Raw genomic sequence first — 26,335 nt, 5'->3', positions numbered from 1 at the left:
CCCGCACCCAGCCCGCGCCCCTCCTTCCGATCAGCCGATGTCCACCGAGTACGCCTTCGTGTCGAGCCGCCCCGAGCCGCGGAAGACCTCGGTGCCCGACTCGATGCCGGAGACGTACTTGTCGTTGCTCAGCAGCTTGCGGCGGACCAGAGCCTGGGTGAAGTCGTCCAGGTCGAGGGAGGCCTTGGTGGTGTTGGTGCGGCGGACGAAGGAGTACACCTTCCAGCCGATGTCGCCCTGGTAGATGTCCCACATGGCGCCGCCGAGGCTGACGCTGCCGTACTTGGTGCCGAGCGGGCCCGCGCCGCCCTGCCGATTGAGCCAGATCATGATTTCGTCGGTGGGCTGGTCCTGCCAGTCCGCGGTGTTCTTGGTGTGCAGCCACAGGTCGTACGCGACGTTCATGGTGCCGGGGTCGGAGCTGACCGAGAACTCCCAGCTGGTCTTCACCGGCTTGCGGTCGCCGACCCGGACGGGGAGCTCGGTGGCCGCCTTGTCGGTCTTCCAGCCCCAGTGCCAGCCCAGCACGGTGCTGGAGTAGGACTTCACGGCGTTTTCCTTGCCGGCCTTGCCGGCCCAGGTGTAGTCCGTGCCCCAGGCGATGGTGTCACCGCTGTGCGAGGTGTCCCAGACGCACTGGGTGCCGGTGCCGTCGTCCTGCCCCCAGAGGTTGTTGTTGACGTAGTACTTGCCCATCGTGACGGTGTCGAAGGCGCCGCACTTCTTGCCGGCCTCGCCCGCCTGGGCGACGGTGACGCCTGCGGCGGCCGCGAGCGCCACCGAGCCCGCGAGCAGCGTCCTCGCCTTCTTGGACAGGCGTGGTCGGCGGTGTTGCATCGGTGGTCCTTCCGGGGGACGGTCTGTGTACGACCTCTCAGTGGTCGCCGAGGCCAGGAAGGTTGCCGCGCGATCGTGAGGGCTCGAGAAGGGCGCCGAACCTGCGTCGCACCCGCGCCGAACCCGCGACGAACCCGCGCCGCAAGAAACCTGTCGAAGCGCTTCGACAACCTATGGACACCCCCTCACCCATCGAGCTACTGTCGAGCCACCCTCACTCCCTCTTATCCGCAACGCGCACTGTCGAAGCGCTTCACACAATTCTTGGAGAGCTGGATGGTCACCCTCGCCGAGGTCGCCCAGCACGCCGGAGTCTCGGCGAGCACGGTGAGCTATGTCCTCAGCGGCAAGCGGTCCATCTCCGCGGGCACCCGGCAGCGGGTCGAGCGGAGCATCCAGGAGCTCGGCTACCACCCGAACGCGGGCGCCCGGGCCCTGGCGAGCAGCCGGTCCAACATCATCGCGCTGATGATTCCGCTCCGCACCGACATGTACGTACCCGTGATGATGGAGATCGCCATCGCGGTGGCGACCCACGCCCGCACCCACGGCTACGACGTGCTCCTGCTCACCGGCGAGGAGGGTCCCGACGCCGTGCGCCGCGTCACCGGCAGCGGGCTCGCCGACGCGATGATCCTGATGGATGTCGAACTCGACGACGAGCGGCTGCCGTTGCTGCGCGAGACGGACCAACCGTCCGTGCTCATCGGCCTCCCCGCCGACACCTCGGGCCTGACCTGCGTCGATCTCGACTTCGGCGCGACAGGCGCGCTGTGCGCCGAGCATCTCGCGCTGCTCGGGCACCGTGACATCGCTGTCATCGGGGAGGCGCCCGCGGTCTACGAGCGGCACACGGGTTTCGCCGAGCGCACGCTCGACGGACTCCGGGCCCGTTCCCGGGAGTTGGGCCTGCGCGTGCTGCACCGCCCCTGCGAGGGCGGCTTCGACGCGATGTCCCTGACGCTGGCCCGGGTCTTCGACGAACGCCCGGGCACCACGGGCTTCGTGGTGCAGAACGAGTCCGCGGTCGAGCCGCTGCTCGCGCTGCTGCGCCGGCAGGGCCGTGCCGTGCCCGAGGACGTGTCGGTGATCGCGATCTGCCCGGACCAGGTCGCCACACAGGCCTCGGTGCGGCTGACCTCGGTCGCCATCCCCGCGCAGGAGATGGGCCGGCACGCCGTGGAGCATCTGATCGCCAAGCTGGAGGGGCACGGCAAGGACGAAGTCGTGCTCATCGCACCCGAGTTGACGGTACGGGCGAGTACGGGCCCGGCGCCGACCGCCAACTGAACGAACCGTCACTCCCCTTCCTCGCGCCCAGGGGCGTCGAGGCACCCCATCCTGTCCCGGCCCGCTCGACCGGCGCCGGGGCTGTATCGCCACTCCTTCCTTCAGGAGCACCCCTCGTGAATCAGCCTGCCGAAAACCAGACCCAGTCGGGCGCAGTCAGCCTCGCGCAGTCCTCCCCCACCGTCGGCACGTTCCGTGAGCGGGACGGCGCGCTGGAGTGGAGCGGCCGCCAGGAGACCGTACGTGTCGAGCCCTGGGGCCCGGACGCGGTCCGCGTCCGTACGCGGCTCGGCGGCCCGGTGCTCGAAGGCCTCCCCGGCGCGCTCCTCGACGAGCCGCAGGTGACCGAGAGCACCGTCAAGATCCAGGACGGCGAGGGCCAGTTGACGGTCGGCGCGCTGACCGTCGAGGTCGGCGCCGAGGGCCTGATCCGCTTCCTTCGCACCGCCGACGGCACCGAACTCCTCGCCGAGGAGCGCGCCCACTTCTGGTGGCCGGGCCCGCGTCTGTACACACCGACCGGCAACGGCCACCACCGTCTGGAGCAGCGCTTCGCCGCATACGAGGGCGAGAAGCTGTACGGCCTCGGACAGCACCAGCACGGGCTGCTCGACCAGAAGGGCGTGGTCCTCGACCTGGTGCAGCGCAACGCCGAGGTGACCGTCCCGGTGCTCACCTCCAGCCGCGGCTACACCTTCCTGTGGAACAGCCCGGCGATCGGCCGCGTCGAGCTCGCGGGCAACGGCACCCGCTGGGTCGCCGACTCGGCCCGCCAGCTCGACTACTGGATCACGGCGGGCACCCCGGCGGACGCCCAGCGCCGCTACAGCGCCGCGACCGGTCGTACGCCGATGCTGCCCGAGTGGGCGGCCGGCTTCTGGCAGTGCAAGCTGCGCTACCGCACCCAGGACGAACTCCTCGACGTGGCCCGCGAGTACAAGCGCCGCGGTCTGCCCCTCTCCGTCATCGTCTGCGACTTCTTCCACTGGACCCACCTCGGCGAGTGGAAGTTCGACCCGGCCGAGTGGCCGGACCCGGCGGCGATGCAGCGCGAACTCGCCGAGCTCGGCGTCAAGTTGGTCGTCTCGGTCTGGCCCTCGGTCTCCCCGCTCTCCGAGAACCACCCGCTCATGGAGCAGCGCGGCCACTTCATCGGCACCGAGTACGGCCCGATGGCACACGCCGACTGGCCCGACAAGCAGGTCGCGTCCACCGTCCAGGTGGCCTTCTACGACGCGACGAACCCGGAGGCCCGCGAGTTCGTGTGGTCCCGGGTGAAGGACAACTACCTCGATCCGTACGGCATCACCGCCTTCTGGCTGGACGCCTGCGAACCGGAGCTGAAGCCGGGCTTCCAGGAGAACCTGCGCTACCACGCCGGCCCCGGTCTCGAGGTCGGAAACCTCTACCCCCGCGAGAACGCCCGCACCTTCTACGAGGGCATGCTCGCCGCGGGCGAGACCGAGATCGTCACCCTCAACCGCTCGGCGTGGGCCGGCAGTCAGCGCTACGGCGCCGCCCTGTGGTCCGGCGACATCGGCACCGACTTCGCGACCCTGCGCCGCCAGATCGCGGCGGGCCTCAACACCGCGCTCTCCGGCATCCCTTGGTGGAACACCGACATCGGCGGCTTCCACGGCGGCGACCCGGACGACCCCGCGTACCGCGAGGTCATGGTCCGCTGGCTCCAGTTCGGCGCCCTCTCCCCGCTGATGCGCCTGCACGGCTTCCGCGACCCGGGCATGCCGCTCGGCCCGGACATGACCGGCGGCCCGAACGAGGTCTGGTCGTACGGGGAGGAGGCCGGCGCGATCCTGGAGAGGTATCTGCGGCTGCGCGAGCGCCTGAAGCCGTACGTGCTGGACGTCATGCGCGCCGCGCACGAGGAGGGCCTGCCGGTCATGCGCCCGCTGTTCCTCGAGTTCCCCGAGGACCAGACGGCCTGGTCGATCGACGACGCGTACCTCTTCGGCCCCGACCTCCTGGTCGCGCCGGTGCTCACGGCGGGCGCGACGGCCCGTACGGCGTACCTCCCGGCGGGCGCCCGGTGGACCGACGCGTGGACCGGTGAGACGTACGAGGGCGGCGCCGCCGTCACCGTCGACGCCCCGCTGGACCGCATCCCGCTGTTCCTGCGGGACGGGGCGCGGCTGCCTGTGGCGGAGTAGCCGCGCGTGACGGCCCGGCCCCCGCCGGACGCGAGGGCCGGGCCGCCGGACGGGATCCGTCAACCGCCGGAAACCGTCAACTGCCGCAAGCCGTCAACTGCTGGAGACCGTAAGGTTGTTGGTCCGGAAATCCAGCCCGCCCGACGAGGACGTGACCTCGTAACCGAACTGGACGTCTCCGATGGTCTCGTTGCCGAACCAGCCCTTGGTGTCCTTGATCCACTTCAGGATCGGCAGGATGTTGACGGTGCCGGAGGACGAGTCCGAGGTGCGCAGGAACGAGAAGACCTCGTTGGCGCCGTTGTTGCCCTTGTAGACGGTCCAGGTGTGGCCGCCCAGCGTCACATTGCCCTGCGAGGTGCCGAGGGGTCCGACGGCTCCGTTGTAGTTGACCCAGAGCATGATCTCGTAGTCGTAGTCGGTGTCCCAGATGTCGTACGACGTGTTGTACGCGCCGGAGGACGGGACCGTGACGTTGTAGCTGCTGGAGAGCGAACCGAGTGAGGTGATCGTCTTGTTGATCACCTTCTTGGAGTTGGGGTACGACTTGATGCCGCCGGTGTTGGGGTGGTTGGCCCAGACCCCCCAGTTGGTACCGGAGTTGGCCCAGATGCACTGACTGCCGGCGCCGGAGCCCCAGATGTTGTTGTAGAGCGTGTAGCCGTTCAGCGAAGTGTTGCCCCACTGGTCGCAGGAGTTCCAGATGGCGGCCGAGGCGGGGGCCGAGGCGAGACCGATGGTGGCGCCGAGCGCGAGGGCGGGGGCGATGAGCGCCTTGGTGATCCTGTTGAGTGTGCTGCTACGTGCCATGGTGTCCCTTCCATGGGTGGGGGGAACTGCGGGTACTGGCCGGTACTACTGCGGCCCCAGAGTGAGGACGCAGTCTTCTCCGGCGCTCAGGGAGAGCGGTCGCGCGCCGGCGGAAGTCTGAAGGTCGACGCGGCAGGTGCGGGCAGGTCTCACCACGGCCGTCGCACCCCGAGGACCCCACATCAGGTCGACCTCGGCGCCGAACCTCGTACGGATGCCGCGGAGTGCACCGTTCGGGTACGCGGCGGGGAGTGCGGGGAGAAGGACGAGCCGCTCCGGCGTGGACTGGATCAGCATCTCGATGAGCACGGCGGGGAGGGTGTGGGCGGCGTCCGCGTTGTAGACGTGCCGGTTGGGGTAGTGGCCGCTCATCAGGGAGACGTGGAAGAAGTCCCCGGCCAGGACGTTGCCGAGGGCTCCCGCCGCCCGGTCCGCGTCGCGCAGCCGGGCCGCCACCAGGGCGTGGTGGAGGTGGCCGTGCGCGGAGTCGTTCTCGGCGCCGCGCAGTTCGAGGGCGCGATGGGCGGCAGCGGCGAGTTCGGGAGTGTCGTACGGGTTGATCTCGTCGAGGGGCCAGACCCCGTAGAGGTGGCTCAGGTGCCGGTGGTCGTAGGTGTCGTCGAGGCCGGGCCAGGCCCACTCGGCGAGCGCGCCGTCGACGTTGACGCGGTGCGGCGGCAGCCGGTCGGCGAGCGCGCGCCAGCGCCGGCCGTCGGGTCCCGGGTGGTAGTGGGCCGCCGTGAGGAGGGCGTGCCGGGCCGCCGAGAGGTCCATGGCGGCGTTGAGGGTGATCCAGCTCGCGTTCGCGGGCCGGTTCTCCGGCGAGTACGACGGCACGACGACGAGGTGGCCGTTGTCGTCGGTCCGGGTGAGGAAGTCCTCGTAGAAGTACGCCACTTCGGCGAGCGCGGCGGCCAGCCGCGGGTCGCGCGCGCCGCGCGTCTCGTCGTGGTCCACGAGGGGCTTCAGCAGCCAGTCGGCACCCGCGGTCCACACGTGCAGGGGGTACTCGCGGCTGAGGTGGTAGATGTGCCCGGACTCACCGTCGGTGTGCGCGGGGGCGACGACGCCACGGGTCCCGAAGACGGCACGGGCATTGTCGCGCCAGTGCGGCACCTGGCCGTGGATCAGCGCGGCATGAGCCTCGGAGACCTCCGGGAGGGCGGCCGCGGCGGCCGACGCCGTCTGCAGGTTGACATTGGCGTCGGTGGTGAAGGCCCCTGCCCAGGCGGTGTCCCAGTCGCCGGTCCACAGGCCGGTCAGCCGTGGGGGAAGCATCCCGGCGGAGGACAGCAGGTGGTAGCGGCCGGCCGCGAAGAGGCGTTCGAGGAGGGCGGGGCTTTTTGGCCGGCGGACCAACTCCGAGCCGGGTAGGGCGCGTTCGGCGGGGTCGGCGCTCAGGTCCAGACCGGCGCGGAGGTAGGCGGGGCGGTGGAGGGCGGTGTGGCGGGCGAGGAGGTGGGCGTACGCGTTCTCGGCAGAGTCGCTCTCGCTCTCACCCTCGCCCTCGCTCTCGTCCCTGTCCGGCAGCAGCGCACGCAGCTCGCGGGCCTCGGTGAGCGCGTCCAGCTCGCCGCCCGTGTGCCGCCGTACGCGCGTGAGCAGGAGGACCGAGCGCGCGCCTTCCAGGCGCACGCCGGTCAGCGCGACCTGGGCCCGGCCGCCGGTGACCACGGCGAGCGTCACTCCTGTGTACGCGCGGTCGCTGTCCGGGTAGCGGGCCCGCAGCGTCAGGAGGGCGCCCTCGGGCGTGAGGGCCGTACTGTGCCCGACCGGCAAGTCGCTGGGCGCGCCCGGCAGTCGATGGTCGAGCGTCACTTCCACCAAGTGGCCGGGATCGGTCACGTACTGCACCACGACGTCGTCCGCACGCGACACGAAGACCTCGCTGCGCCGGCCCCCGCACAGGCTACGGACGACACCGGTGGTGAAGTCGACCTCGCGCCGGTACGAGGGGCACAGCTCCGCCGAGCGGCGCAACCGTACCTGGAAGGCCGGGTGGAAGGGCTGCACCCACAGCAGCGAACGCCCGTCGGTGAACTCCTCCCCCGCGGTGACGTCACCGGCCAGCAAGCGGTCCTGGAGCGCCGGGAGTCGGGCCGCCAGCTCGGGCGGGCGCGCGTCCTGGCTGCCGTTCGGGCGGACCAGGGTGTGATGGTTGACGATCACCCGGTCGTCGTTCGGATCACCGAACACCATGACACCGTGTCCGCCGTTGCCGCTCAGGAAGGCGTCCTCCCAGCGTGCGGCGGGCTCCGGCTCCCAGGTGCCGTGGACGGGGTCTCCATGGACGGGGTCTCCATCGGCGGGCTCACTCATGAGGTTCACGGCGCCGCCTCCAGCACGGCGACGCCGTACCGGCCCAGTTCCACGGCGTCGGTGACGTCCGCGCCGGTCAGCAGGTCGCGGTGGCGGCCCGGCACGGGCACGGTGACCGCGTCGCGCCCGTGGTGGAGCAGGAACAGCAGCTCACCTCGGCGTACGGCCTCCACGCCCGTCGGCAGGTTGTCGAGCGGCGGCCGTACGCCCGCCTCCTCCGCGATCCCAGCGATCACCGTCCGCAACGCCTCCGGCTCGGGGAGGGTGGACAGATACCAGGCGCGGCCCTTGCGCAGCACGGCCGGGAGACCGTCCAGCTCGCCGCCCTTGTACGGGGTGACGGAGTCGGCGTCGTCCGCGGCCTCGATCTCCTCGGACCACAGGGTGCCGCGAAAGCCCTCGACGTCGACCGTCTCGCCGACGTCGAGCGGCCACCACTCGTGCAGGGTGCGGATACCGAAGAGGTCGCGCAGTCGCTCGTCCATGCCGCCGGGGCGCACCCGGTCGTCCTGGTCGGCGACACCGGTCAGGAAACCGGAGACGAGGGTGCCGCCGCCGCGGACGTACGCGAGGAGGTTGTCGATCGCGGCGTCGGTGAGGAGGTACAGCTGCGGTACGACGACAAGCTTGTACGGGGACAGGTCGTGCTCGGGGTGGGCGAAGGCGGCGGTGGTGTTCGCCTCCCACAGGGCGCGGTGCCAGGCGCGTACGACAGCCGGGTACTCGACCTCGGAGGACAGCCGCCCGTCCTGCTGACTCGCCCACCAGGCGTTCCAGTCGAGGAGCACGGCGACATCGGCCCCGGTGACATGACTGTCAGTCACCTTCTCGCTCAGCAAGGAGAGTTCGGCCCCGATGCGCTTGACCTCCTGGAAGGTTCGGCCCCGCTCCCCCGCGTGGCTGACCATGCCGGAGTGGAACTTCTCGGAGCCCTGCCGGGACTGCCGCCACTGGAAGTAGCAGACGGCGTCGGCGCCGCGGGCCACGGCCTGGAGCGACCAGAGCCGGTTGAGGCCGGGCGGCTTGGGGTGGTTGACGCCGCGCCAGTTGACGGGGCCCGCCGCCTGCTCCATGACCATCCAGGGGCCGCCGCGGGCCTGCGAGCGGGTCGTGTCATGGATCAGCGCGCTGTGTTGGCCGCCCAGCGGGTCGTGCGGGTCCGGATAGATGTCGACCGAGACGACGTCCTCCCGCTCGGCCCAGGCCCAGGCGTCCTGGCCCTGCCAGAAGGGCATGAAGTTGCTGGTCACGGGGATGTGCGGGGTGTGCCGGGCGACGATGTCACGCTCGGCGACGTAGCACTCCATGAGCGCGTCGGAGGTGAAGCGCTTGAAGTCGAGGACCTGGGTGGGATTGTTCATGTACTGGGCGCGGCGCGGCGGGATGATCTCGTCCCAGGAGTCGTAGCGCTGGCTCCAGAAGGCGGTGCCCCAGGCGGTGTTGAGCGCATCGATCGTCTCGTACCTGCGGCGCAGCCAGACCCGGAAGGCGCGGGCGGCCTCGTCGCCCCAGTCGTGGGTGCAGTACTCGTTGTTGATGTGCCACATGGTGAGGGCGGGGTGGTTCGCGTAGCGGGCGGCCAGGTCCTCGGTGATGGCGGCGGCGTAGCGGCGGTAGACGAGGCTGGAGTGCGAGAACTGCTGGCGCGAGCCCCACCACACGATCTGCCCGTTCTCGTCGCGCGGCAGCGTCTCGGGGTGCAGCTTGCCCATCCATGGGGGCGGGGCGGAGGTGGGGGTGGCGAGGACGACGCCGATGCCGTTCTCGTGCAAGAGGTCCATCAGCCGGTCGAGCCAGCCGAACTCCCGTGCTCCTGGCCGGGGTTCGACCTTGGCCCAGGAGAAGACCCCGACGGTGACGGAGTTGACGCCGGCCTCCTTCATGAGGCGTACGTCGTCCTGCCAGACCTCCTCGGGCCACTGCTCGGGGTTGTAGTCGCCGCCGAAGAGGATGCGGCCGCGGGTGGCGTCGCTCAGGCTGGGTCCCTTGCCGGGTCCCTTGTGCGTGGACATCAGACCGTCTCCCCGTACTGGATGCCGCGGCCGTTGGTGGCGACATACACGCGGCCGTACACGCGCGGGTCGCCGGTGACGACCTCTCCGGTCCAGCCCCACTGGTGGGCGTCGTCGTTGATCCGGACCCAGGTCTTGGCCTCGTCGTCCGAGCGGTGGACGGCGGTGATCGTCTCCGTCGCGCCGACGAAGTAGATCGCCGGGTAGTCCGCACCGTCGGCCGCCTTGCCGAAGCCGAGGGTGTACGAGGCCCAGCAGCTGTCGATCTTGGCGAAGCCGGCCCCGCCGTCGGTGGACCGGTAGAGCCCGTTCCACTTCACGCTCAGCCACAGGTCACCGCTCCGCCCAGGGGCGGCGACCAGCTCGAACTGGGTGTCACCGGAGGGCAGTCCGGTCGCCCGGGCCGTGAACGAACCACCACTGTCAGTGCTGGCGTACAGCGTTCCCGTGTCGGTGTCATACGCGTAGAAGAGCGTCGGGTCGGCCGGGTCGGCGACCGGCGTGGCGCCCTTCGGGAAGGAGGAGACCTCGGACCAGGTCGTGCCGTTGTCCGTCGAGCGGTGCGCTGCGTACTTGGTGCCGTCCCAGTGCACGAAGGACCACAGCAGCACGCTGCCGTCGGCGTTGGTGGCAATCGGCCCCGGTGCGTTCTTGGCGATGTCGGGCTGGGCCGCGAAGGGGGCCCAGGTCTGCCCGCCGTCGTCGGAGTGGGCGCCGTTGCCGTTGTCGCCCCAGCCGGTGCGGACGACGTACGCGGGTCTGCCCGCGGCCTGGGCGAGTCCCGTCGCCGACCCGAACACCGGGTTCGTCGCCATGCCGCGCGACGGAGACGCCGTGAGCCGCTCGTGGTACATCACGCCGATGTCCCCGAGTCCGCTGATCAGGTGCGCCTCCCCGACCGGGGGCGAGATCAGCTGGCGCACGGACGTCTCCTCCAGGCCGCGGATCTGTGGCGCCCAGCGCTTGAGGTCGCGGGTGCCGTAGAGGGTCGCGCCGGTCCCGTACACGACGTGCTTCGAGTCGTACGGGTCGAGGGCGAGCGCCTGGATCCACCAGCCGAACTTCGGCTGGTCCCCACCCCAGTTGAGGAAGGGAGTCTCGGACACGTCGAACACAGCGGTGTCCTTGAGGGACGTCCAGGAGCGTCCGCCGTCGGTGGAGCGGAAGACAGTGTCGCCGTCGGCCCAGCGGTTGTTGGTGGAGACGACGACGGTGCCCGGGCGGCGGGCGTCGACGGCGACCCCGCCGTAGGCGAAGTTGTCGGCCGATCCGTCGGAGGTGGTGCCGCCCGGCTCGACCGGGGTGACGTCGCTCCAGGCGCCGGTCGCGGTGCGCAGCTTGTGCACGCTGCCGTTGGACTGACCGTTGGGGCCGGGCGCGTCGCCGTACGTCACGTACAGCTCGCGGGTGTGCTTGTCGTACGCGGCGCGGAGCGGGACCTTGGCGGCGGTACCGGACGGCTGTCCGGGGACCGCCTCCCAGGTCGTGCCGTCGGACGTGCGATAGAGGTTCGCCGTGCCCGAGGTGCCGTCGCCGTCGCCCCAGCCGGCGTAGACGGTGCGTCCGACCGCGAGGAGGAACACGACGCCCTGCCCGGAGGAGTTCGGCTGCGCCGGGAAGCCGGTCACGGCTGCCCAGGTGGCACCCCGGTCGGTCGACTTCAGCAGTCCGTCGTGTCTGGTCCCCAGCCACAGGGTGTCGCTGTCGCGCGGGTCGACGAGGAGCCGCTCCCCGGCCCCGCGCCCGTCCTCGTTGGCGCCGAGCTTCACGGACAGGTCGGTGCGGGTCCAGGTGGCGCCGCGGTCCTCGGAGCGCAGGACCGCACCGTTGCCCGCCCACGACTGGGCGTAGGTGCCGAGGGCGAGGTAGAGCCGGTCCGGGTGCGCGGGGTCGACGGCGAGCGCCTCGACACCCAGGAGGTTCCAGTCGTCCCAGCCGAGGTGGTCGGTGAGCGGGGTCCAGCGGGCGGCGCGGTCGTCCCAGCGGTAGGCGCCGCCGATGTCGGTACGGGCGTAGGCGAGACCACGGACGGAGGGGTGGAAGAGGACACCGGTGACGAAGCCGGTGCCGCCGATGACGGCGTTGCGCCAGCGGTACGACGGGTCGGCGCTGGTTTCGGCGGCGTGCGCCTGGGACCCCACGGCGGGGACGGCCGTGAGCGCGGCGGCCGCGGCGGTCCCGGCGAGGACGACTCGTCTGCTCGGGCGGGGCGTGTGCATGTCATACCTCGTTCTGGGAGAGGGGAGTTCTGGACAGGCAGGGGCGAGCGCCCCTTCTTTCAGGGGCGCGGGGCTGCGACATGGTGCGGCACCACCGCGTGGTCGCGACCAGCCACCCCACTGCGCGCGTGAACGGACGACCCGCAGCTCCCCGGCGCTTCCAGCTGGGCGTCAGCCCTTCACCGCCCCGGTCAGCATGCCCTTCTTGAAGTGCCGCTGGACGAACGGCGAGAGAACGGCGACCGGGAGCAGCGCCAGCACCATGACGGCCATCTGGACGGCGAGTGCGGACACCTGGCCCGTCTTGATGGCCTGGCCCATGCCGACCGGTGGCTCCTGCTTCTGGACGAGCTGGATCATGACGTTCTGCAGCGGCATCATGTCCTGGTCGCTCAGGTAGATCGACGCGTTGAACCAGGCGCTCCAGTAGCCGACGGCGTAGAAAAGCGTGATCACGGCGATGACCGCGCGGGACAGCGGCATCACGATCTGCCAGAGGATCCGCCAGTCCCCCGCGCCGTCGATCCGCGCGCTGTCGACAAGCTCCTGCGAGATGCCCATGAAGAACCCGCGCAGCACCAGGATGTTGAAGACACTGATCGCGCTCGGCAGGATGAGCGCGAGATACGTGTCCGTCAGGCCCAACGACTGCACGAGCAGATACGTGGGGATGAGGCCGGCGCCGAAGAACATCGTGGCGAGCAGGGTCATCAGGAACCAGCGGTGCCCGACCGACCCGATGCGGGACAGCCCGTACGCCGCGAGGATGGACACCGTCATCGAGAACAGCGTGCCGACGAGCGTGACGCCCAGGCTGACGAGGGTGGCGCGGGTGACCTGTCCGCCGCTCAGCAGCTCCTGGTAGGCAATGAAGGTGATGCCCTTGGGGATGACCACCAGGCCGCCGGCGTCGGAGATGATCTTCTTCGAGGACAGGCTGGTGACGATGACGATCCACAGCGGGAACAGGACGCTGAGGCAGGCACCGGCCAGCACAATGCCCTTGCCCGCGAGCCCGGCCTTGCCGGGCTCCTCCTCCCAGACGGGCCTCGGCGGGGCAGCCCAGCGGCCGGGGGCCTTCGGCCGTTGTTCGGTCACGGTGGTCACTTCTTGTACACCCCCTGCTCGCCCATGAGATGGGCGACCTTGTTCGCGGCGAGGACAAGGCCGAGGCCGACCACGCCCTTGATCAGGCCCGCCGCCGCCGCGTAACTGAAGTCCTGGTTACGGACGCCGTTCCACCACACAAAGGTGTCGAGGACGTCCGACGCGCCCGGCCCGACCGCGGTGCGTTGCAGCAGGATCTGCTCGAAGCCGACCGTGAGCGCATCACCGACGCGCAGCACCAGCAGCAGGGCGATCACCGGGCGCAGCGCGGGCAGCGTGACGTGCCACATCCGGCGCCACCGCCCGGCCCCGTCCATCGCCGCGGCCTCGTACAAGTCGGGACTGACGGAGGCCAGCGCGGCGAGGAAGACGATGATGCCCCAGCCCGCGTCTTTCCAGACTCCCTCGGACGTCACCAGGAATTTGAAGATCCCCGGGTCGGTCATGAGGTCGAAGCCCTCATACCCGTGCTGCCGCAGGGTCTGCGCGATGATGCCGGCGCCACCGAAGATCTGCTGGAAGACGGTGATGACCAGCACCCAGGAGAAGAAGTGCGGCAGGTAGAGGATTGCCTGCGACACCGCCCGCACCCGGGGCCTGATCACGCTGTTGATGAGCAGCGCGAGCAGGATCGGGATGGGGAAGAAGAGCAACAGCTGGAGGGAGAACAGGACGAAGGTGTTCTGGACGGCGTTCCAGAACGCCGAGTCATCGAAGATCCGTGTGAACTGCTCGAAGCCCACCCAGGGGCTCTCGAAGATGGCGACGAGGCCGTTGTCGCTGATGTACGGGTCGTACTCCTGGAAGGCGACGATGTTGCCCAGGATCGGTATGTAGTTGAAGACCAGGACCAGCAAGATGGCCGGCAGGGTCATCAGGATCAGCGTGCGGTCCCGCTTGAGACGGGTCCTGAGAGCGCCGCCCCTCGAGGCCTTCTTCAAGGCTTTCTTCGAGGCCTTGGAGACAGCGGCGGGCCTGGCGGCCTGGGCGGACTTGCTCCCTCCGTCGGACGGCTCGGCGGTGTCCGTCGCCGAGGACGGCTCGGTGCGCGCGGCGGCGCCCGGCGTGGTGCTGTGTGCCACGTCGTCACCCCTGCGCGGATCCGCTGTCGTCCAGCAGTTTCTTGTACCAGTCCCGCAGCTTGTCGCCGCCCTGGCTCTTCCAGTCCGACACCGCCTGCTGCATGTCGCTGATCTTCTTGCGGCCGCGGACGACGTCGTCCTCCAGATCCTCGAAGTCGTTGGAGAGGTTGGTGTAGCGGGCCGGCTCAGTGATCTGGAGGCCCCAGAAGGAGGACCTCTTGGTGAAGGCGCCCATCCGCTGCTGCCACTCCACCTGTTCCTTGGCAATGTCCGGGAAGTCGGGGTGCGCGATGGTCGCGGCGGGGCTGGCGACCATGACGTAGGCGTTCACGACCTCCAGGTTGCCCTGGTCGGTCTTGACCGGCGTACCGTCCTTGACGGTGTAGTGCGTGCCCTCCACCCCGTAGTTGGTGAGCATGTACTCCTTGGTGCCGTACGGGGCGGCGGTGACGTTCGCGGCGGCCAGCACGTCGTGGATCACGGCCTTCGACGCCTTCTTGTTGATGAAGGCGAAGATGCCCGCGGGCGATCCGGACCACAACTGGGGATCACCCCCGTCGTGGCCGAAGATGTCCATGCCCGCGATGCGGAATTTCTTGTTCTGGGCGGCCTGCTCGGCCATCTTGCCCCACCAGTCCGAGATGTTCTGGTTGTACATCAGAATCTCGCCGTCGGTGAAGCGCTGGCCCGAGTTGCCCTGGTTCTTCACCTTGGCATCGGGGTGGACGACACCCGCGGCGTACAGCTTGCGCGTCCACTCCAGCGCTTCGAGGTACTCGTCGGTCTCGACGCGGTAGATCAGCTTGCCGTCGACGAGGTTCCAGCCGAGCGGCTTCTCGCTTCCGGAGAGCACGCCGAAGACGCCGAAGGCCGTCCACTTCATGTCGTCGCAGGCCCACACCTTCGCCTTGGCGTTGGTGATCTCCTTGGCGAGGGCCAGGAACTCGTCGGCGGAGGTGGGGAGTTCGTACCCCTTCTCGTCGAAGACGTCCTTGCGATAGAAGGGCACGATGCCCGTGACGGTGGGGGCGGGCTGGGGCAGGCCGCGCAGCTTGCCGCCGAAGATGGAGTACTGCCAGGCGTCACTGGGGATGGCCGCGAGGTTCGGGTAGTTCTTGATCTTGTCGCCGGACAGGTACGGGCCGAGGTCGGCCATCTTGCTGATGATGGCGCTGGGTATCTTGCCCCCCATGTTCCAACTGGGGATTACCACGACGTCCGGCATGTCGCTGGAGGCGAGGACCGCGCCCAACTTCTGGTCGTACGTGTTGCCGTCCTGGTTCTGCCAGACGATGTTGGCGCCGATCTTCGCGTTCATCGCCGAGTAGTAGGGGTTGCTGCTCTTCGGCGGCGAGCCCCAGAACGGTGACATGATCTTGATGGTGCTGCCTTTACCGAGTTTCTGAGGCACTGAGGTCTTCAGGTCGGCGAGCGAAAGCTGGCTGGTGAAGCCGATGGAGGAGCCGTTCTTCGCCGCGATGTCCGGCGTCACCACGTTCTGCGCCACGAAGGCGGGAAGGATCTTCTGCGCGCCCTTGCCCGAGGTCGTGCCCCCCTTGGAGCCGCTGTCGGAGCCGCCGCAGGCGGCGAGCAGCGGCATCCCGCCGGCGACCGCTGCGGCGGCGACCGCCGTGGAGGCGAGGAAGCTTCTCCGGCTGGGAGCGGAGGTGGCGGAGTTCGGCGTCATTGCGTCAACCCTTCATGGCGCACCAGGACACCCGGCGGTTCGGCCGTCGGCTGCGGTGTCTTGAGTGGAACTGGCTGAGCTGAAGCGGTCCTCGGTGGACTGCGGCCCCCCTTGAGGGCAGTCCCGCCAGTCGAAGCGCTTCGATGTTGCTGCGAGGTTAAGTGAACACCTGGGGGTGCACAAGAGCCGATTCCAAGATTCCTCGGTGGTGTGGAGGACTGGACAACCCTTATCGGGCGCTTGAAATGCCGGTGAGGAAACGGAGTTGTTGCGTCTGGGTGTCTTGACACCCACCCCCCGGGCGACTGAGCATCGAAGCGCTTCGAAAGGACCCCGTCGCTCCGCCTCAAAGGGATCACCACGTGACCGCACAAACGCCGCCTACGCCGCCTTTCCGTGATCAGCAGCTGCCGTTCGCGAAGCGCATCGACGACCTGCTGGCGCGGCTCACGCTCGACGAACGCATCGCGTTCCTGCACCAGTTCGCGCCCGCCGTGGAGCGGCTCGGGGTGGCCGCCTTCCGCACCGGGCAGGAAGCGCTGCACGGCGTGGCCTGGATGGGCCCGGCGACGGTCTTCCCCCAGGCCGTGGGCCTCGGCGCGACCTGGAACGACGACCTCGTACGCCGCGTCGGCGAAGCGGTCTCGACCGAGACCCGCGCCATGCGCGCCCGCGACGACCGCGTGGGCCTCAACGTCTGGTCCCCCACGGTCAACCTGCTGCGCCACCCCCTGTGGGGCCGTAACGAGGAGGGCTACTCGGAGGACCCGAAGCTGACCTCGGCGATCGCGACGGCGTACACCCGGGGTCTGCGCGGCGACCACCCCGACTACTGGCGCACCGCCCCCGTCCTCAAGCACTGGCTCGCCCACAACAACGAGACGGACCGCGACACCACCTCCTCCTCCGTCCGTCCGCGCGTCCTGCACGAGTACGACCTGCGTGCCTTCCGCGAGAGTGTCCAGGCGGGCGCGGTGGCCGGGGTGATGCCCGCGTACAACCTGGTCAACGGCCGCCCCAACCATGTGTCGCCGTATCTCCGCGAGCACCTGCGCACCTGGACCGACCAGGAACTCCTGGTCTGCTCGGACGCGGGCGCGCCCTCCAACCTGGTCGACTCCGAGCACTACTTCGACACCCACGAGGAGGCGACCGCCGCCGCGATCCTCGCCGGGGTGGACAGCTTCACCGACCACGGCCCGGACAGCTCGAAGATCGTCGAACTCGTCCGGGGCGCCCTCGACCAGGGCCTGCTGAGCGAGGCCGACATCGACGCGGCGGTCCGGCGCCAGCTCGCGATCCGCTTCCGACTGGGCGAGTTCGACGCGCAGTCGGACCCGTACGCCGAAGCGAAGGACTTCGACACGCCGGCCCACCGCGCCCTCGCGCGCGAGACGGCCGAGCAGGCGATCGTCCTCCTCAAGAACGACGGCCTGCTGCCGCTCTCCGAGGGCACGCGCATCGCCGTCGTCGGCCTGCTCGCCGACGAGTGCAAGCTCGACTGGTACAGCGGCACCCTCATCCACCGGTCCACACCACTGGAGGGCCTGTACGAGCGCTTCGGCGCCGAGTACGTCGACTTCGCCGAGGGCGTGGACCGGGTACGCCTGCGGACGTCGTCCGGCGCCCACCTGTCCGTCCCCGCCGCGGACGACGCGCCCGACAAGGTGCGCGGCGCCGAGGGCGCCCTGGACCCGGCGCTGCTCGCGGGCCGCACGGACCTCCCGCCCCTCACCGCCGACGCCACCGGCACCGGCACCGAGTTCGCGCTGATCGACTGGGGCGAGGGCATCCTGACCCTGCGCGCGCCCGACGGCCGGTATCTCTCGGTCGCCGACGACGGCTACGTCCGCGCGTCCGCCGATCAGCCGGGCGGCTGGGTGGTCCAGGAGACATTCCGCCTCGAACCATCCGATTCCCATGACAACGGCCACCTCCTGAGGCACGTAGGGACGGGCAGGCACATCTCTGTTGCCGCCGACGGCGTAAAGGTTGCCGACGAGGCCCCGGAGATTTTCGAGCTCGAGTTCACCGAGCGCGGTGAGGACGCGGTGGCCCGCGCGGCGGCCGCCGCCGATGTCGTCCTGGTCGTCGCGGGCAACGACCCGCACATCAACGGCCGCGAGACGGAGGACCGCACCACCCTCCGGCTCCCCGCCCACCAGGAGCGCCTGCTCCGCGCGGCGCGGGCCGCGAACCCGCGGACCACCCTGGCCCTGGTCTCCGCGTACCCCTACGCGGTGGACCCCACCGACCTCCCGGCCGCCCTCTGGACCGCCCACGGCGGCCAGGCGGCAGGCACCGCCCTGGCCCGCGTCCTGGCCGGCGACGTCTCCCCCGCGGGCCGCCTCCCGCAGACCTGGTACGCCTCCGACGCGGACCTGCCCGACCTCCTCGACTACGACGTGATCGGCAGCCGCCAGACGTATCTGTACTTCGAGGGCACGCCCCTGTTCCCGTTCGGACACGGCCTGTCCTACACATCCTTCGCGTACGAGGATCTCGAAGTCACCGCGTCGGACGCCGGGTTGAAGGTCTCCTTCACCGTCACCAACACGGGCGAGGCCCCCGCCGACGAGGTGGCCCAGCTCTACACGCGGGCCGTGCACCCGTCGGTGCCGCGCCCCCGCCGTGAACTGTCGGCACACCGCCGCTTCCATCTCACCCCGGGCGCCTCGACGCACGTGGCCTTCGAACTCCCCCTCACCACCCTGGAGTTCTGGGACGTGGCGCACGGCCGCCGCCGCCTCGAGCCGGGCGCGTACGAACTCCTCGTGGGCGCCTCGAGCGAGGACATCCGCCTGCGCACCACGATCGACGTCGACGGCGAGCCCGCCACGCCCCGCCCCGTCCGCGAACTGGGCCTGAACGCGGCCGACTTCGATGAGCAGCACAACACCGAGATCGTCGACCGCACGAAGACGGCGGGCGACGCGGTGACACCGACGGCCGACGCGGCGAACGAACCGGCGGGCGAACTGGCGGGCGAACTCCTCTACCGCGACTGCGACTTCGCGAGCGGCGTCACGCACATCACCATCGAGGCATCGGGCGAGGGAATCGTCGAAGTGTCCCTGGACGGCGGCCCGTCGCTCGCGACCCTGCCCCTGAGCCCGACAAAGGGCCCGTACGCCTACACGACCGTCGGCGCCCCGCTCGTCGCCGCGGATGTCCATGACGTACACCTCAGACTGCGCGGCCCACTGCGGCTCGCGCGGGTCGACTTCTCCGGTTGAGGGTCCGGACAGGTCGACCGACAGGGGCCCGGCACCGGAAGGCATCGGTGCCGGGCCCCTGCACGCCGGGCGGACCCGGCACACACTCAGACCTTATCTGAAAACGATTGTCGTTAGCTACGTCCGGCGCGGTACCGCCTGCTCAGAGCGCGAGCCCCGTCAGCACCAGCACCCGCTCGTACGTGTAGTCGTCCATCGCGAACTTCACGCCCTCGCGACCGACACCGGACTGCTTCACACCGCCGTACGGCATCTGGTCGGCGCGGTAGGACGGCACGTCGCCGACCACCACACCGCCGACCTCCAGCGCACGGTGCGCGCGGAAGGCGCTCTGCAGGTCGTGCGTGAACACACCGGCCTGCAGCCCGTACTTGGAGTCGTTGACGGCGGCGAAGGCCTCGGCCTCCCCCTCCACCTTCCGCACGGTGAGAACCGGCCCGAAGACCTCCTCGCGGGAGATCGTCGCCTCGGCCGGTACGTCGGCGAGCACGGTCGGCGCGTACGCGGCACCGTCGCGCTTGCCGCCCGTGAGCAGCGTGGCGCCGGAGTTCACGGCCTCCTCGACCCACGACTCGACGCGCCGGGCGGCGTCCTCGCTGACCAGCGGGCCGACGTCCGTCGTCTCGTCGGAGGGGTCACCGGCGACCTGGGCCTCGACGGCGGCGACGATGCGCGGCAGCAGCCGGTCGTACACGGAGGCATCCGCGATCACCCGCTGCACGGAGATGCAGGACTGCCCGCCCTGGTAGTTGGAGAAGGTGGCGATGCGGGTGGCCGCCCAGTCCAGGTCGGCGTCGCTCGCGTAGTCGCCGAGGACGACGGCGGCTCCGTTGCCGCCCAGCTCCAGGGTGCAGTGCTTGCGGGGCACCGAGTCCATGATCGCGTAACCGACCTTCTCGGACCCGGTGAAGGAGATGACGGGCAGCCGCTCGTCCTGGACGAGGGCAGGCATACGGTCGTTGGAGACCGGAAGGATGGACCAGGAACCGGCGGGCAGGTCCGTCTCGGCGAGCAGCTCACCGATGATCAGGCCCGACAGCGGGGTCGCGGGCGCCGGCTTCAGGATGATCGGCGCGCCGGCGGCGATGGCCGGGGCGATCTTGTGGGCGCACAGGTTGAGCGGGAAGTTGAAGGGTGCGATGCCCAGCACGACGCCCTTCGGGAAGCGGCGGGTCAGCGCGAGCCGGCCCTGACCGCCGAGGTCGGTGTCGAGTCGCTGCGCCTCGCCCCCGTTGAACCTCCGCGCCTCCTCCGCCGCGAACCGGAACACCGACATCGCGCGGCCCACCTCGCCGCGTGCCCACTTGATCGGCTTGCCGTTCTCGGCGGAGATGAGCTGCGCGATCTCCTCGGTGCGCTCGACGAGGCGACGGTACACATGGTCGAGGGCGGCGGCGCGTACGTGGGCGGGGGTGGCGGCGAACTCGTCGCGTACGGCGTACGCGGCGGCCACCGCCTCCTCGACCTGTTCCTCGGTCGGCACGCTGACCTGCCCGACGACCCGTCCGTCCCACGGCGAGGTGACATCGAAGGTGGTCTCACCGGTGGCCTGGCGGCCGGCGAGCCAGAAGGCGTGGGTGGAAGTCATGTGAGTCCCGGCCCTTCCGAGGTTGGTGTGTCCTTGGCTTTCATGGTCCGTGGTCCACGGTAGGGCCGGGGCGGCGGGAGGTCGTTTGTCCGGCGCGTAGCAGTCGTGGTGCCCGGTGCGCCGCTTTGGCACGGTCGCACGGTGCCGCGGACCGTAGGGTTCTCGCCCCCGCCGCCCCTACCCGTCCCACCCTTGGGGGCTCCGCCCCCAAACCCCCACCAGGGGCGCTGCGCCCCCTGGATCCCCGCCATCGAGCCCGTCCGGCGTTTGAGGACGAGGCCGTCCAGGCCGAACGGGGGTCTGGGGGCGGAGCCCCCAGGAACGGGAGGGGACGGGTAGGGGCGGCGGGGGCGAAAACCCACACCTACTCCCCCACCGCAGCCGTCGTCTTCAGCGCCAGCCACAGTTCCATCCGCACATCCGGATCATCCAGCGACCGCCCGAGGATCTCCTCCACCCGCCGCATCCGATACCGCAGCGTATGCCGGTGCACACCCAGATCCGCCGCCGCGGCGTCCCACTGCCCGTGCCGGGACAACCAGGCCCGCAACGAGGCCACCAGATCCCCCCGCCCGGTCGCGTCATGGTCGTGCAACGCCCGCAGCAACCCGTCCGCGAACGCCCGCACCGCATCATCCGCGAGCAACGGCAGCACCGACCCCGCAGCAAGCTCCTCGTGCTCGACCAGCGACCGCCCCCGTCGCCGGGCGACGGACAGCGCCTGCTCGGCCTGCTTGTACGCGGCGGCGGCAGCGATCGGACCGGCCGGAGCCGACAGCCCCACCACCAACTCGTCCTCGTCGCCCACCGGCTGCTCCCGCGCCACGGTCCGCGCGGCGTCCAGAGCGACGGCGTGCTCTCCGCACGCGGCCACCGCCGCACCCCCGTCCACGGCGAGCACGACCAGCCGCTCCCCGTCGGGCACGATGAGCACGGACTCCCCGGAGCGGGCGGCGGCGGACTCCACGATCTCGGCGAGCCCACCGAGCGGATCGCCGTTCGTGTCCGGCACCGCGACGGGGGCCTTCGACGGCTTCGCGGCCGCCACGCGCGCGTGCCCGTCGGCGTGCGCCCGCGCGGCCGACGCGGACGCCGACTCGGCGAGGATCAGTCGGAAGGGCGCGTCGAGCAGCTCCCCGTACAGGTCCCCGGCAACGGTCCGCGCGTGATCGGGCTGCCCGGCGAGCAGCATGCGCAGCACCGCCGCCCCGATCCGCTGCTCGGCGGCGTGCAGTGACCGCGACCGCTCCGTGGTGAGCGTCAGCAGCGCGATCGCCGAGTGCACGGCGTACCGCTCGGCGGTGCCCAGCGCGGCGGCCGTGCCGACGGCGAGCGCGGCACGGGGCCGCCGCCCGGTCCCGAGGGAGTGCAACTCGACGCGGTCCTCACCGCCCACCACCGAACTCGCGGGCGCGGGCCGCTCCCGCAGCCGCTCCACGTCCGGAGTGAGCCGGGTGGCCCGCCGCCCCGCCCACTCGGGCGCGGTGGCGACGACGGCGCCGGACGCGTCGTACAACGCGGCCCACCCGTCGACCTGTCCGGCGAGCGCGGCGAGCAGCCCCTCGGGCCCATCGCTCAGCGCCTGCTTGGTCAGCTCGCGCTGCGCGGCGAACCCTGCGGTGACCGCCCGGTACTGATCGGCGGCGATCGCGGCCGACACCGCCTTGCTGATGGCCAGGAAGGGCGTGCGCCGAGGGACCTCGAGCAGCGGCAGCCCCTCCTCTTCCGCGGCGTCCACGAGGGCCTTGGGGATCTCCTGGTAGTTGACCCCGACGGCGAACCCGAGCCCGACGACCCCCGCTCCCACCAGCCGTTTCACATAGCGCCGCATGACGTCCGGATCCTCCGCGTCCAGCTTGAGCGCGGTGATCAGCAGCAGTTCCCCGCCCTCCATGTACGGCACGGGGTCGGCGAGCTCGCTGGCGTGGGCCCAGCGAACGGGCACGTCCAGACGGTCCTCGCCCGCCCGCACGGTCAGTTTGAGCGCGGAGTGATGGACGAGCGAGGCGAGCGTAGGGGGCATGGGGCCTTCAGGTCTTCACAGGATCTTCGACGGTCGCGGGCGGGGTGATCTTTTGGCCGCAACGTATGAACGACCTATGTCGATTCTGCCTCACCGTACGGTCAGCCGGTGACCCTATGTCCAGACGTCCTGGTCAGCCCCGTAGATCCACCAGCAACGGCGGCGCGTGCTCGCCCCGCACGCTGGTGAGCGAGAGCACCGCGTGCCCGGGCGGCACCGCGTGCGCCAGCTCGGACGCGGACCACCGCTCCCGCTCGACCTGCCGCACGGTGACGGCCCGCGCGGTGGGCGCGTTCCCGGTGATCACCCGCCGCAGCATGTGCACCGCCTTGCCGGCCGGGGTCTCGGCGATGATCTGCCGGTCGGTGACGTCCCGCGCCTCGATCCACTCCTTGCCCCACACCTCGGCGAAGTCCTGTCCGTCCCAGGGGGTGAGCCCGGACAGCGCCATGCGGCAGCCGATGGCGCCCAGCAGCGGGCCGCGCAGCGGCCGCGGCGCGTCGTCGAGTGTGCGCAGCGTCAGTACGGCCCCGGCGTTGCCCGACCGCAGCCGCTGGATCCCCCGTACCGCCTCGGGCGTGACCACCCCGGTCGCGTCGTCCAGCACGAGGCAGGCGAACAGCGAACGGTCCTCCCGCACCGCGACACTCGCCGTGAACTGCGCGAGCACCAGCCGCGCCAGGATCCGCGAGGCATCGGCGTGCCCCCGCGCGGGCAGATCGATCCGTACCCGCACCGGATGGTCGAGCGCGCGCAGCGAGAAGGGCCGCGATTGGCCGGAGGTCTGGAAGGCTGTGCTCTCGAAAAACGTGGCGAAGGCGGGCCGGTCGAGCAGCGCGACACGGTCCGCGAGCACACCCCCCACATCCCCGGGATGCCCCATCTGCCGCTCCCGCGCGTCGAGTTCTCGCAGCAGCGACTCCTGTCCGCTGTCCTCCAGGGCCTTGCGCAGCGCCCCGAGCGATCCAGGAGAACCATCGAGGAGCTGTCGCAGCTCGGGCACGGAGGGGAAGCGCCCGTGGACGGCACGGAACGGGCCGAGCAGCTGAGCGAGCACCGTCGTCGAGCGGCGGCTGTCGCCGCCGGGGTGCGGGTCGGCGAGATCTCCGACCAGTGCCTCGGCGAGCACCGCCGCGGCCTCGTCGGGGTCGGTGGTCCCGCCGTACAGGTCGAGGTCGTACACGGACTCGGGGTTCCCGATCCGTACGACGACGTCGTAGGCGTCGACGGGCCCTAGCCCTGCGCCCGCGGCGCCCACCACGACCACGGCGGCCCGTCCGGCGAGCGCGTGCAGGCACAGCGACTCGGCGAGCGGCCAGACGACACCGGCGGTCTTGCCGGACCCGGCCGGGCCGATGGCGAGCAGCGAGGTCCCCAGCAGTTCGGGGGCGAGGGCCAGTCCGGTGCCGCGATAGGCGTACGGGTTGCGCGGGTCGTCGGCGGTCGTGCCCAGCCGCACCTGACCCGTCACCAGGTCATGACGGGCGAGCCGCCCGGGCAGGTCGCGCTCCCCGGAGGGGTGCAGGCAGGCGGCGGCGCCGTCCTTGAGTACGGCCCCGGTGAACGTGGCGAGGCTGTGCCGGCCACTCCGTACGCCCTGCCAGGCGCGCGCGATCCGGGCGTGGTCGACATCGCGCATGAGCCCGGCGTGGGCCTCGGTGGCGAGCCGGTCGGCGGCGTCGGTGGCTCCGGCGGCGCGCAGCTGGTTCCACTGGGCGGGGTCTTCCTCGGGCGTGGGCGGCCGCTCGTGCACGGGAGCGGCGCGGCGCCACGCGGGCAGCCCGTAGCGCCGCCAGACCTCACTCCAACGGCCGAGGCGTCCGAGACTGATCATGATCACAAGCGCGACGATGACGTACCACGCATAGCCGAAAACCACACGAGCGTACGAGTTGGATGACGTCCAGGAGGCCGTCATCGCGTCGAGCGGCAGGACCCACCAGCCGCCCAGGTATCCGTTCCAGAGCAGCGACCAGATCAGCCACCCCACCAGGAAGGCGATCACCGCTCCGCTCAGCAGCTGCCGTGTCGGGATCTGCTCCGGCTCCTCCGCCGGGCGGGGCCGGTACCCGAAGCGCCACACCCCCGGCGCCGCCTCCGGCCGGGGCGCCCGCACCCACGCCAGGAAGGCGGACCCGTCCGGCAACGGTGGAGCGCCCGGCGCCCGTGTCGGCCGGGGTGGCATCGCCGGTACGTCCGGCGGCCCCGCCGGACGCGGCACCGGACGGGCATGCGTGCCCTGCGCGTCCTGCGTCCCGTCGCTGTCCATCGCCCTGCCCCCTGACCAGCCGCTCCGTGCTTCGTCCGCGAGTCAATCTAGTGCCCCTGCGGGGCGAGTTCACCGTTTACCGGGCCGGGCCCGCGGCGAACGGGAGAACCGCCACCCTCGGCTCTCTCTATCCACCACGGACAAGCGAATCCTCCGACAACGCCCACATGGAGCATGCCCACCCCCCACCCTCGGCCCTAGCCTGCGAAGAAAGAAAGCAAGCGTCCGAAAACACCCCCGCCCAGCGCGCCCCCGACCGCCGGGGACCGCCGGGTTCGCAAGACCATCAGGGAGCCCCTCATGACCGCACTTCCGCAGGAGCGTCGCGTCGTCACCGCCATCCCCGGCCCGAAGTCGCAGGAGCTGCAGGCCCGACGCACCGCCGCGGTCGCGGCCGGTGTGGGCTCGGTGCTCCCCGTCTTCACCACCCGCGCCGGCGGCGGCATCATCGAGGACGTCGACGGCAACCGCCTGATCGACTTCGGCTCGGGCATCGCCGTGACGTCGGTCGGTGCGAGCGCCGAGGCCGTCGTACGCCGGGCCTCCGCCCAGCTCCAGGACTTCACCCACACCTGTTTCATGGTCACGCCGTACGAGGGTTACGTCGCCGTCGCCGAGGCGCTGGCCGAGCTGACCCCGGGCGACCACGCGAAGAAGAGCGCCCTGTTCAACTCGGGCGCCGAGGCCGTCGAGAACGCCGTCAAGATCGCCCGCGCGTACACCAAGCGCCAGGCCGTCGTCGTCTTCGACCACGGCTACCACGGCCGGACGAACCTCACGATGGCGCTGACCGCGAAGAACATGCCCTACAAGCACGGCTTCGGGCCGTTCGCGCCCGAGGTCTACCGCGTGCCGGTGGCGTACGGCTACCGCTGGCTGACCGGCCCCGAGAACGCCGGCGCCGAGGCCTCGGCCCAGGCGATCGACATGATCAACAAGCAGATCGGCGCCGACAACGTCGCCGCGATCATCATCGAGCCGGTGCTCGGCGAGGGCGGCTTCATCGAGCCCGCGAAGGGCTTCCTTCCGGCCATCAGCAAGTTCGCGTCCGACAACGGCATCGTCTTCGTCGCCGACGAGATCCAGTCGGGCTTCTGCCGCACCGGCCAGTGGTTCGCGTGCGAGGACGAGGGCATCGTCCCGGACCTGATCACCACCGCCAAGGGCATCGCGGGCGGCCTCCCGCTCGCCGCCGTCACCGGTCGCGCCGAGATCATGGACGCCGCGCACGCGGGCGGCCTGGGCGGCACCTACGGCGGCAACCCGGTGGCCTGCGCCGGTGCGCTCGGCGCGATCGAGACGATGAAGGAGCTCGACCTCAACGCCAAGGCGAAGAACATCGAGGCGGTCATGAAGGCCCGCCTGGGCGCCATGGCCGAGAAGTTCGACATCATCGGCGACATCCGCGGCCGTGGCGGCATGATCGCCATCGAGCTGGTCAAGGACCGCGCCACCAAGGAGCCGAACGCGGAGGCGGCCGGCGCGCTCGCCAAGGCCTGCCACCAGGAGGGCCTGCTGGTCCTGACCTGTGGCACCTACGGCAACGTCCTCCGCTTCCTGCCCCCGCTGGTCATCGGCGAGGACCTGCTGAACGAGGGCCTCGACATCATCGAGCAGGCCTTCGCCCGTATCTGACGTCCCACCCGCCCCACCAGCGGAATCCGGCTGCTCCTCGTGCCGGATTCCGC

At 70.7% G+C, this 26,335-nt stretch carries 15 protein-coding genes; 4 read left to right on the top strand and 11 right to left on the bottom strand.

The annotated features are described in order from the left end of the window. Positions 1-30: 30 nt before the first annotated feature. Positions 31-837: a GH12 family glycosyl hydrolase domain-containing protein gene (locus tag ACX28W_RS25480; protein ID WP_459001693.1), complete on the bottom strand. Its 807-nt coding sequence runs from the start codon at positions 835-837 to the stop codon at positions 31-33. Between the two features lie 276 nt (positions 838-1,113). On the opposite strand from ACX28W_RS25480, the gene ACX28W_RS25475 reads away from it, so the two are divergent. Then, the gene (locus ACX28W_RS25475) at positions 1,114-2,127 is read left to right on the top strand and encodes a LacI family DNA-binding transcriptional regulator (protein ID WP_459001692.1); all 1,014 of its coding nucleotides are present in this window, start codon (positions 1,114-1,116) and stop codon (positions 2,125-2,127) included. A gap of 116 nt (positions 2,128-2,243) precedes the next feature. Further along, the gene (locus ACX28W_RS25470; RefSeq protein ID WP_459001690.1) at positions 2,244-4,295 is read left to right on the top strand and encodes a glycoside hydrolase family 31 protein; all 2,052 of its coding nucleotides are present in this window, start codon (positions 2,244-2,246) and stop codon (positions 4,293-4,295) included. Positions 4,296-4,388: 93 nt separating this feature from the next. Here the strand turns inward: ACX28W_RS25470 and ACX28W_RS25465 are convergent, their stop codons facing one another. The 7 genes from ACX28W_RS25465 to ACX28W_RS25435 all read right to left on the bottom strand — a co-directional run bounded on the left by ACX28W_RS25465 (position 4,389) and on the right by ACX28W_RS25435 (position 15,531). Next, on the bottom strand, positions 4,389-5,105 hold the full coding sequence (locus ACX28W_RS25465; RefSeq protein WP_459001689.1) for a glycoside hydrolase family 12 protein: 717 nt from the start codon (positions 5,103-5,105) through the stop codon (positions 4,389-4,391). Between the two features lie 45 nt (positions 5,106-5,150). Further along, positions 5,151-7,424 carry a glycosyl hydrolase family 95 catalytic domain-containing protein gene (locus ACX28W_RS25460; RefSeq protein WP_459001687.1) on the bottom strand — a complete coding sequence of 758 codons (2,274 nt, stop codon included), beginning with the start codon at positions 7,422-7,424 and terminating at the stop codon, positions 5,151-5,153. A 5-nt stretch (positions 7,425-7,429) separates the two neighbouring features. After that, entirely contained in the window at positions 7,430-9,436 is a 2,007-nt protein-coding gene (locus ACX28W_RS25455; protein ID WP_459001686.1) for a beta-galactosidase, read from the bottom strand. Next, the gene (locus ACX28W_RS25450; protein ID WP_459001684.1) at positions 9,436-11,655 is read right to left on the bottom strand and encodes a 1,4-beta-glucanase; all 2,220 of its coding nucleotides are present in this window, start codon (positions 11,653-11,655) and stop codon (positions 9,436-9,438) included. Before ACX28W_RS25450 ends, ACX28W_RS25455 begins: the two co-directional genes overlap by 1 nt. 171 nt (positions 11,656-11,826) lie before the next feature. Further along, the gene (locus ACX28W_RS25445; RefSeq protein WP_459001682.1) at positions 11,827-12,762 is read right to left on the bottom strand and encodes a carbohydrate ABC transporter permease; all 936 of its coding nucleotides are present in this window, start codon (positions 12,760-12,762) and stop codon (positions 11,827-11,829) included. Next, positions 12,759-13,844 (bottom strand): ABC transporter permease, encoded by a 1,086-nt coding sequence (locus ACX28W_RS25440; protein WP_459001680.1) that lies wholly within the window; start codon positions 13,842-13,844, stop codon positions 12,759-12,761. The genes ACX28W_RS25445 and ACX28W_RS25440 overlap by 4 nt, the downstream gene beginning before the upstream one ends. A 4-nt stretch (positions 13,845-13,848) precedes the next feature. Further along, complete coding sequence (locus ACX28W_RS25435; protein WP_459001678.1) at positions 13,849-15,531, bottom strand: type 2 periplasmic-binding domain-containing protein; 1,683 nt, start codon at positions 15,529-15,531, stop codon at positions 13,849-13,851. 362 nt (positions 15,532-15,893) lie between these two features. On the opposite strand from ACX28W_RS25435, the gene ACX28W_RS25430 reads away from it, so the two are divergent. Then, positions 15,894-18,767, top strand: coding sequence for a glycoside hydrolase family 3 C-terminal domain-containing protein (locus tag ACX28W_RS25430; protein ID WP_459001676.1), 2,874 nt, complete (start codon positions 15,894-15,896; stop codon positions 18,765-18,767). Positions 18,768-18,909: 142 nt separating this feature from the next. On the opposite strand, the gene ACX28W_RS25425 is transcribed toward ACX28W_RS25430, so the two are convergent. The 3 genes from ACX28W_RS25425 to ACX28W_RS25415 all read right to left on the bottom strand — a co-directional run bounded on the left by ACX28W_RS25425 (position 18,910) and on the right by ACX28W_RS25415 (position 24,647). Next, positions 18,910-20,355, bottom strand: coding sequence for an aldehyde dehydrogenase family protein (locus ACX28W_RS25425; protein WP_459001675.1), 1,446 nt, complete (start codon positions 20,353-20,355; stop codon positions 18,910-18,912). 364 nt (positions 20,356-20,719) lie between these two features. Continuing rightward, positions 20,720-22,378 (bottom strand): PucR family transcriptional regulator, encoded by a 1,659-nt coding sequence (locus ACX28W_RS25420; RefSeq protein WP_459001673.1) that lies wholly within the window; start codon positions 22,376-22,378, stop codon positions 20,720-20,722. 133 nt (positions 22,379-22,511) lie between these two features. Next, complete coding sequence (locus ACX28W_RS25415; protein ID WP_459001671.1) at positions 22,512-24,647, bottom strand: ATP-binding protein; 2,136 nt, start codon at positions 24,645-24,647, stop codon at positions 22,512-22,514. 300 nt (positions 24,648-24,947) lie between these two features. On the opposite strand from ACX28W_RS25415, the gene gabT reads away from it, so the two are divergent. Then, on the top strand, positions 24,948-26,282 hold the full coding sequence (gabT, locus tag ACX28W_RS25410) for a 4-aminobutyrate--2-oxoglutarate transaminase (RefSeq protein ID WP_459001670.1): 1,335 nt from the start codon (positions 24,948-24,950) through the stop codon (positions 26,280-26,282). The last annotated feature ends 53 nt before the right edge of the window (positions 26,283-26,335 follow it).

The sequence above is a fragment of the Streptomyces sp. SD15 genome, from assembly GCF_054462255.1.
Note: the sequence above shows the minus strand (reverse complement) of the source record. Positions and strands in the feature narration are given on the sequence as shown.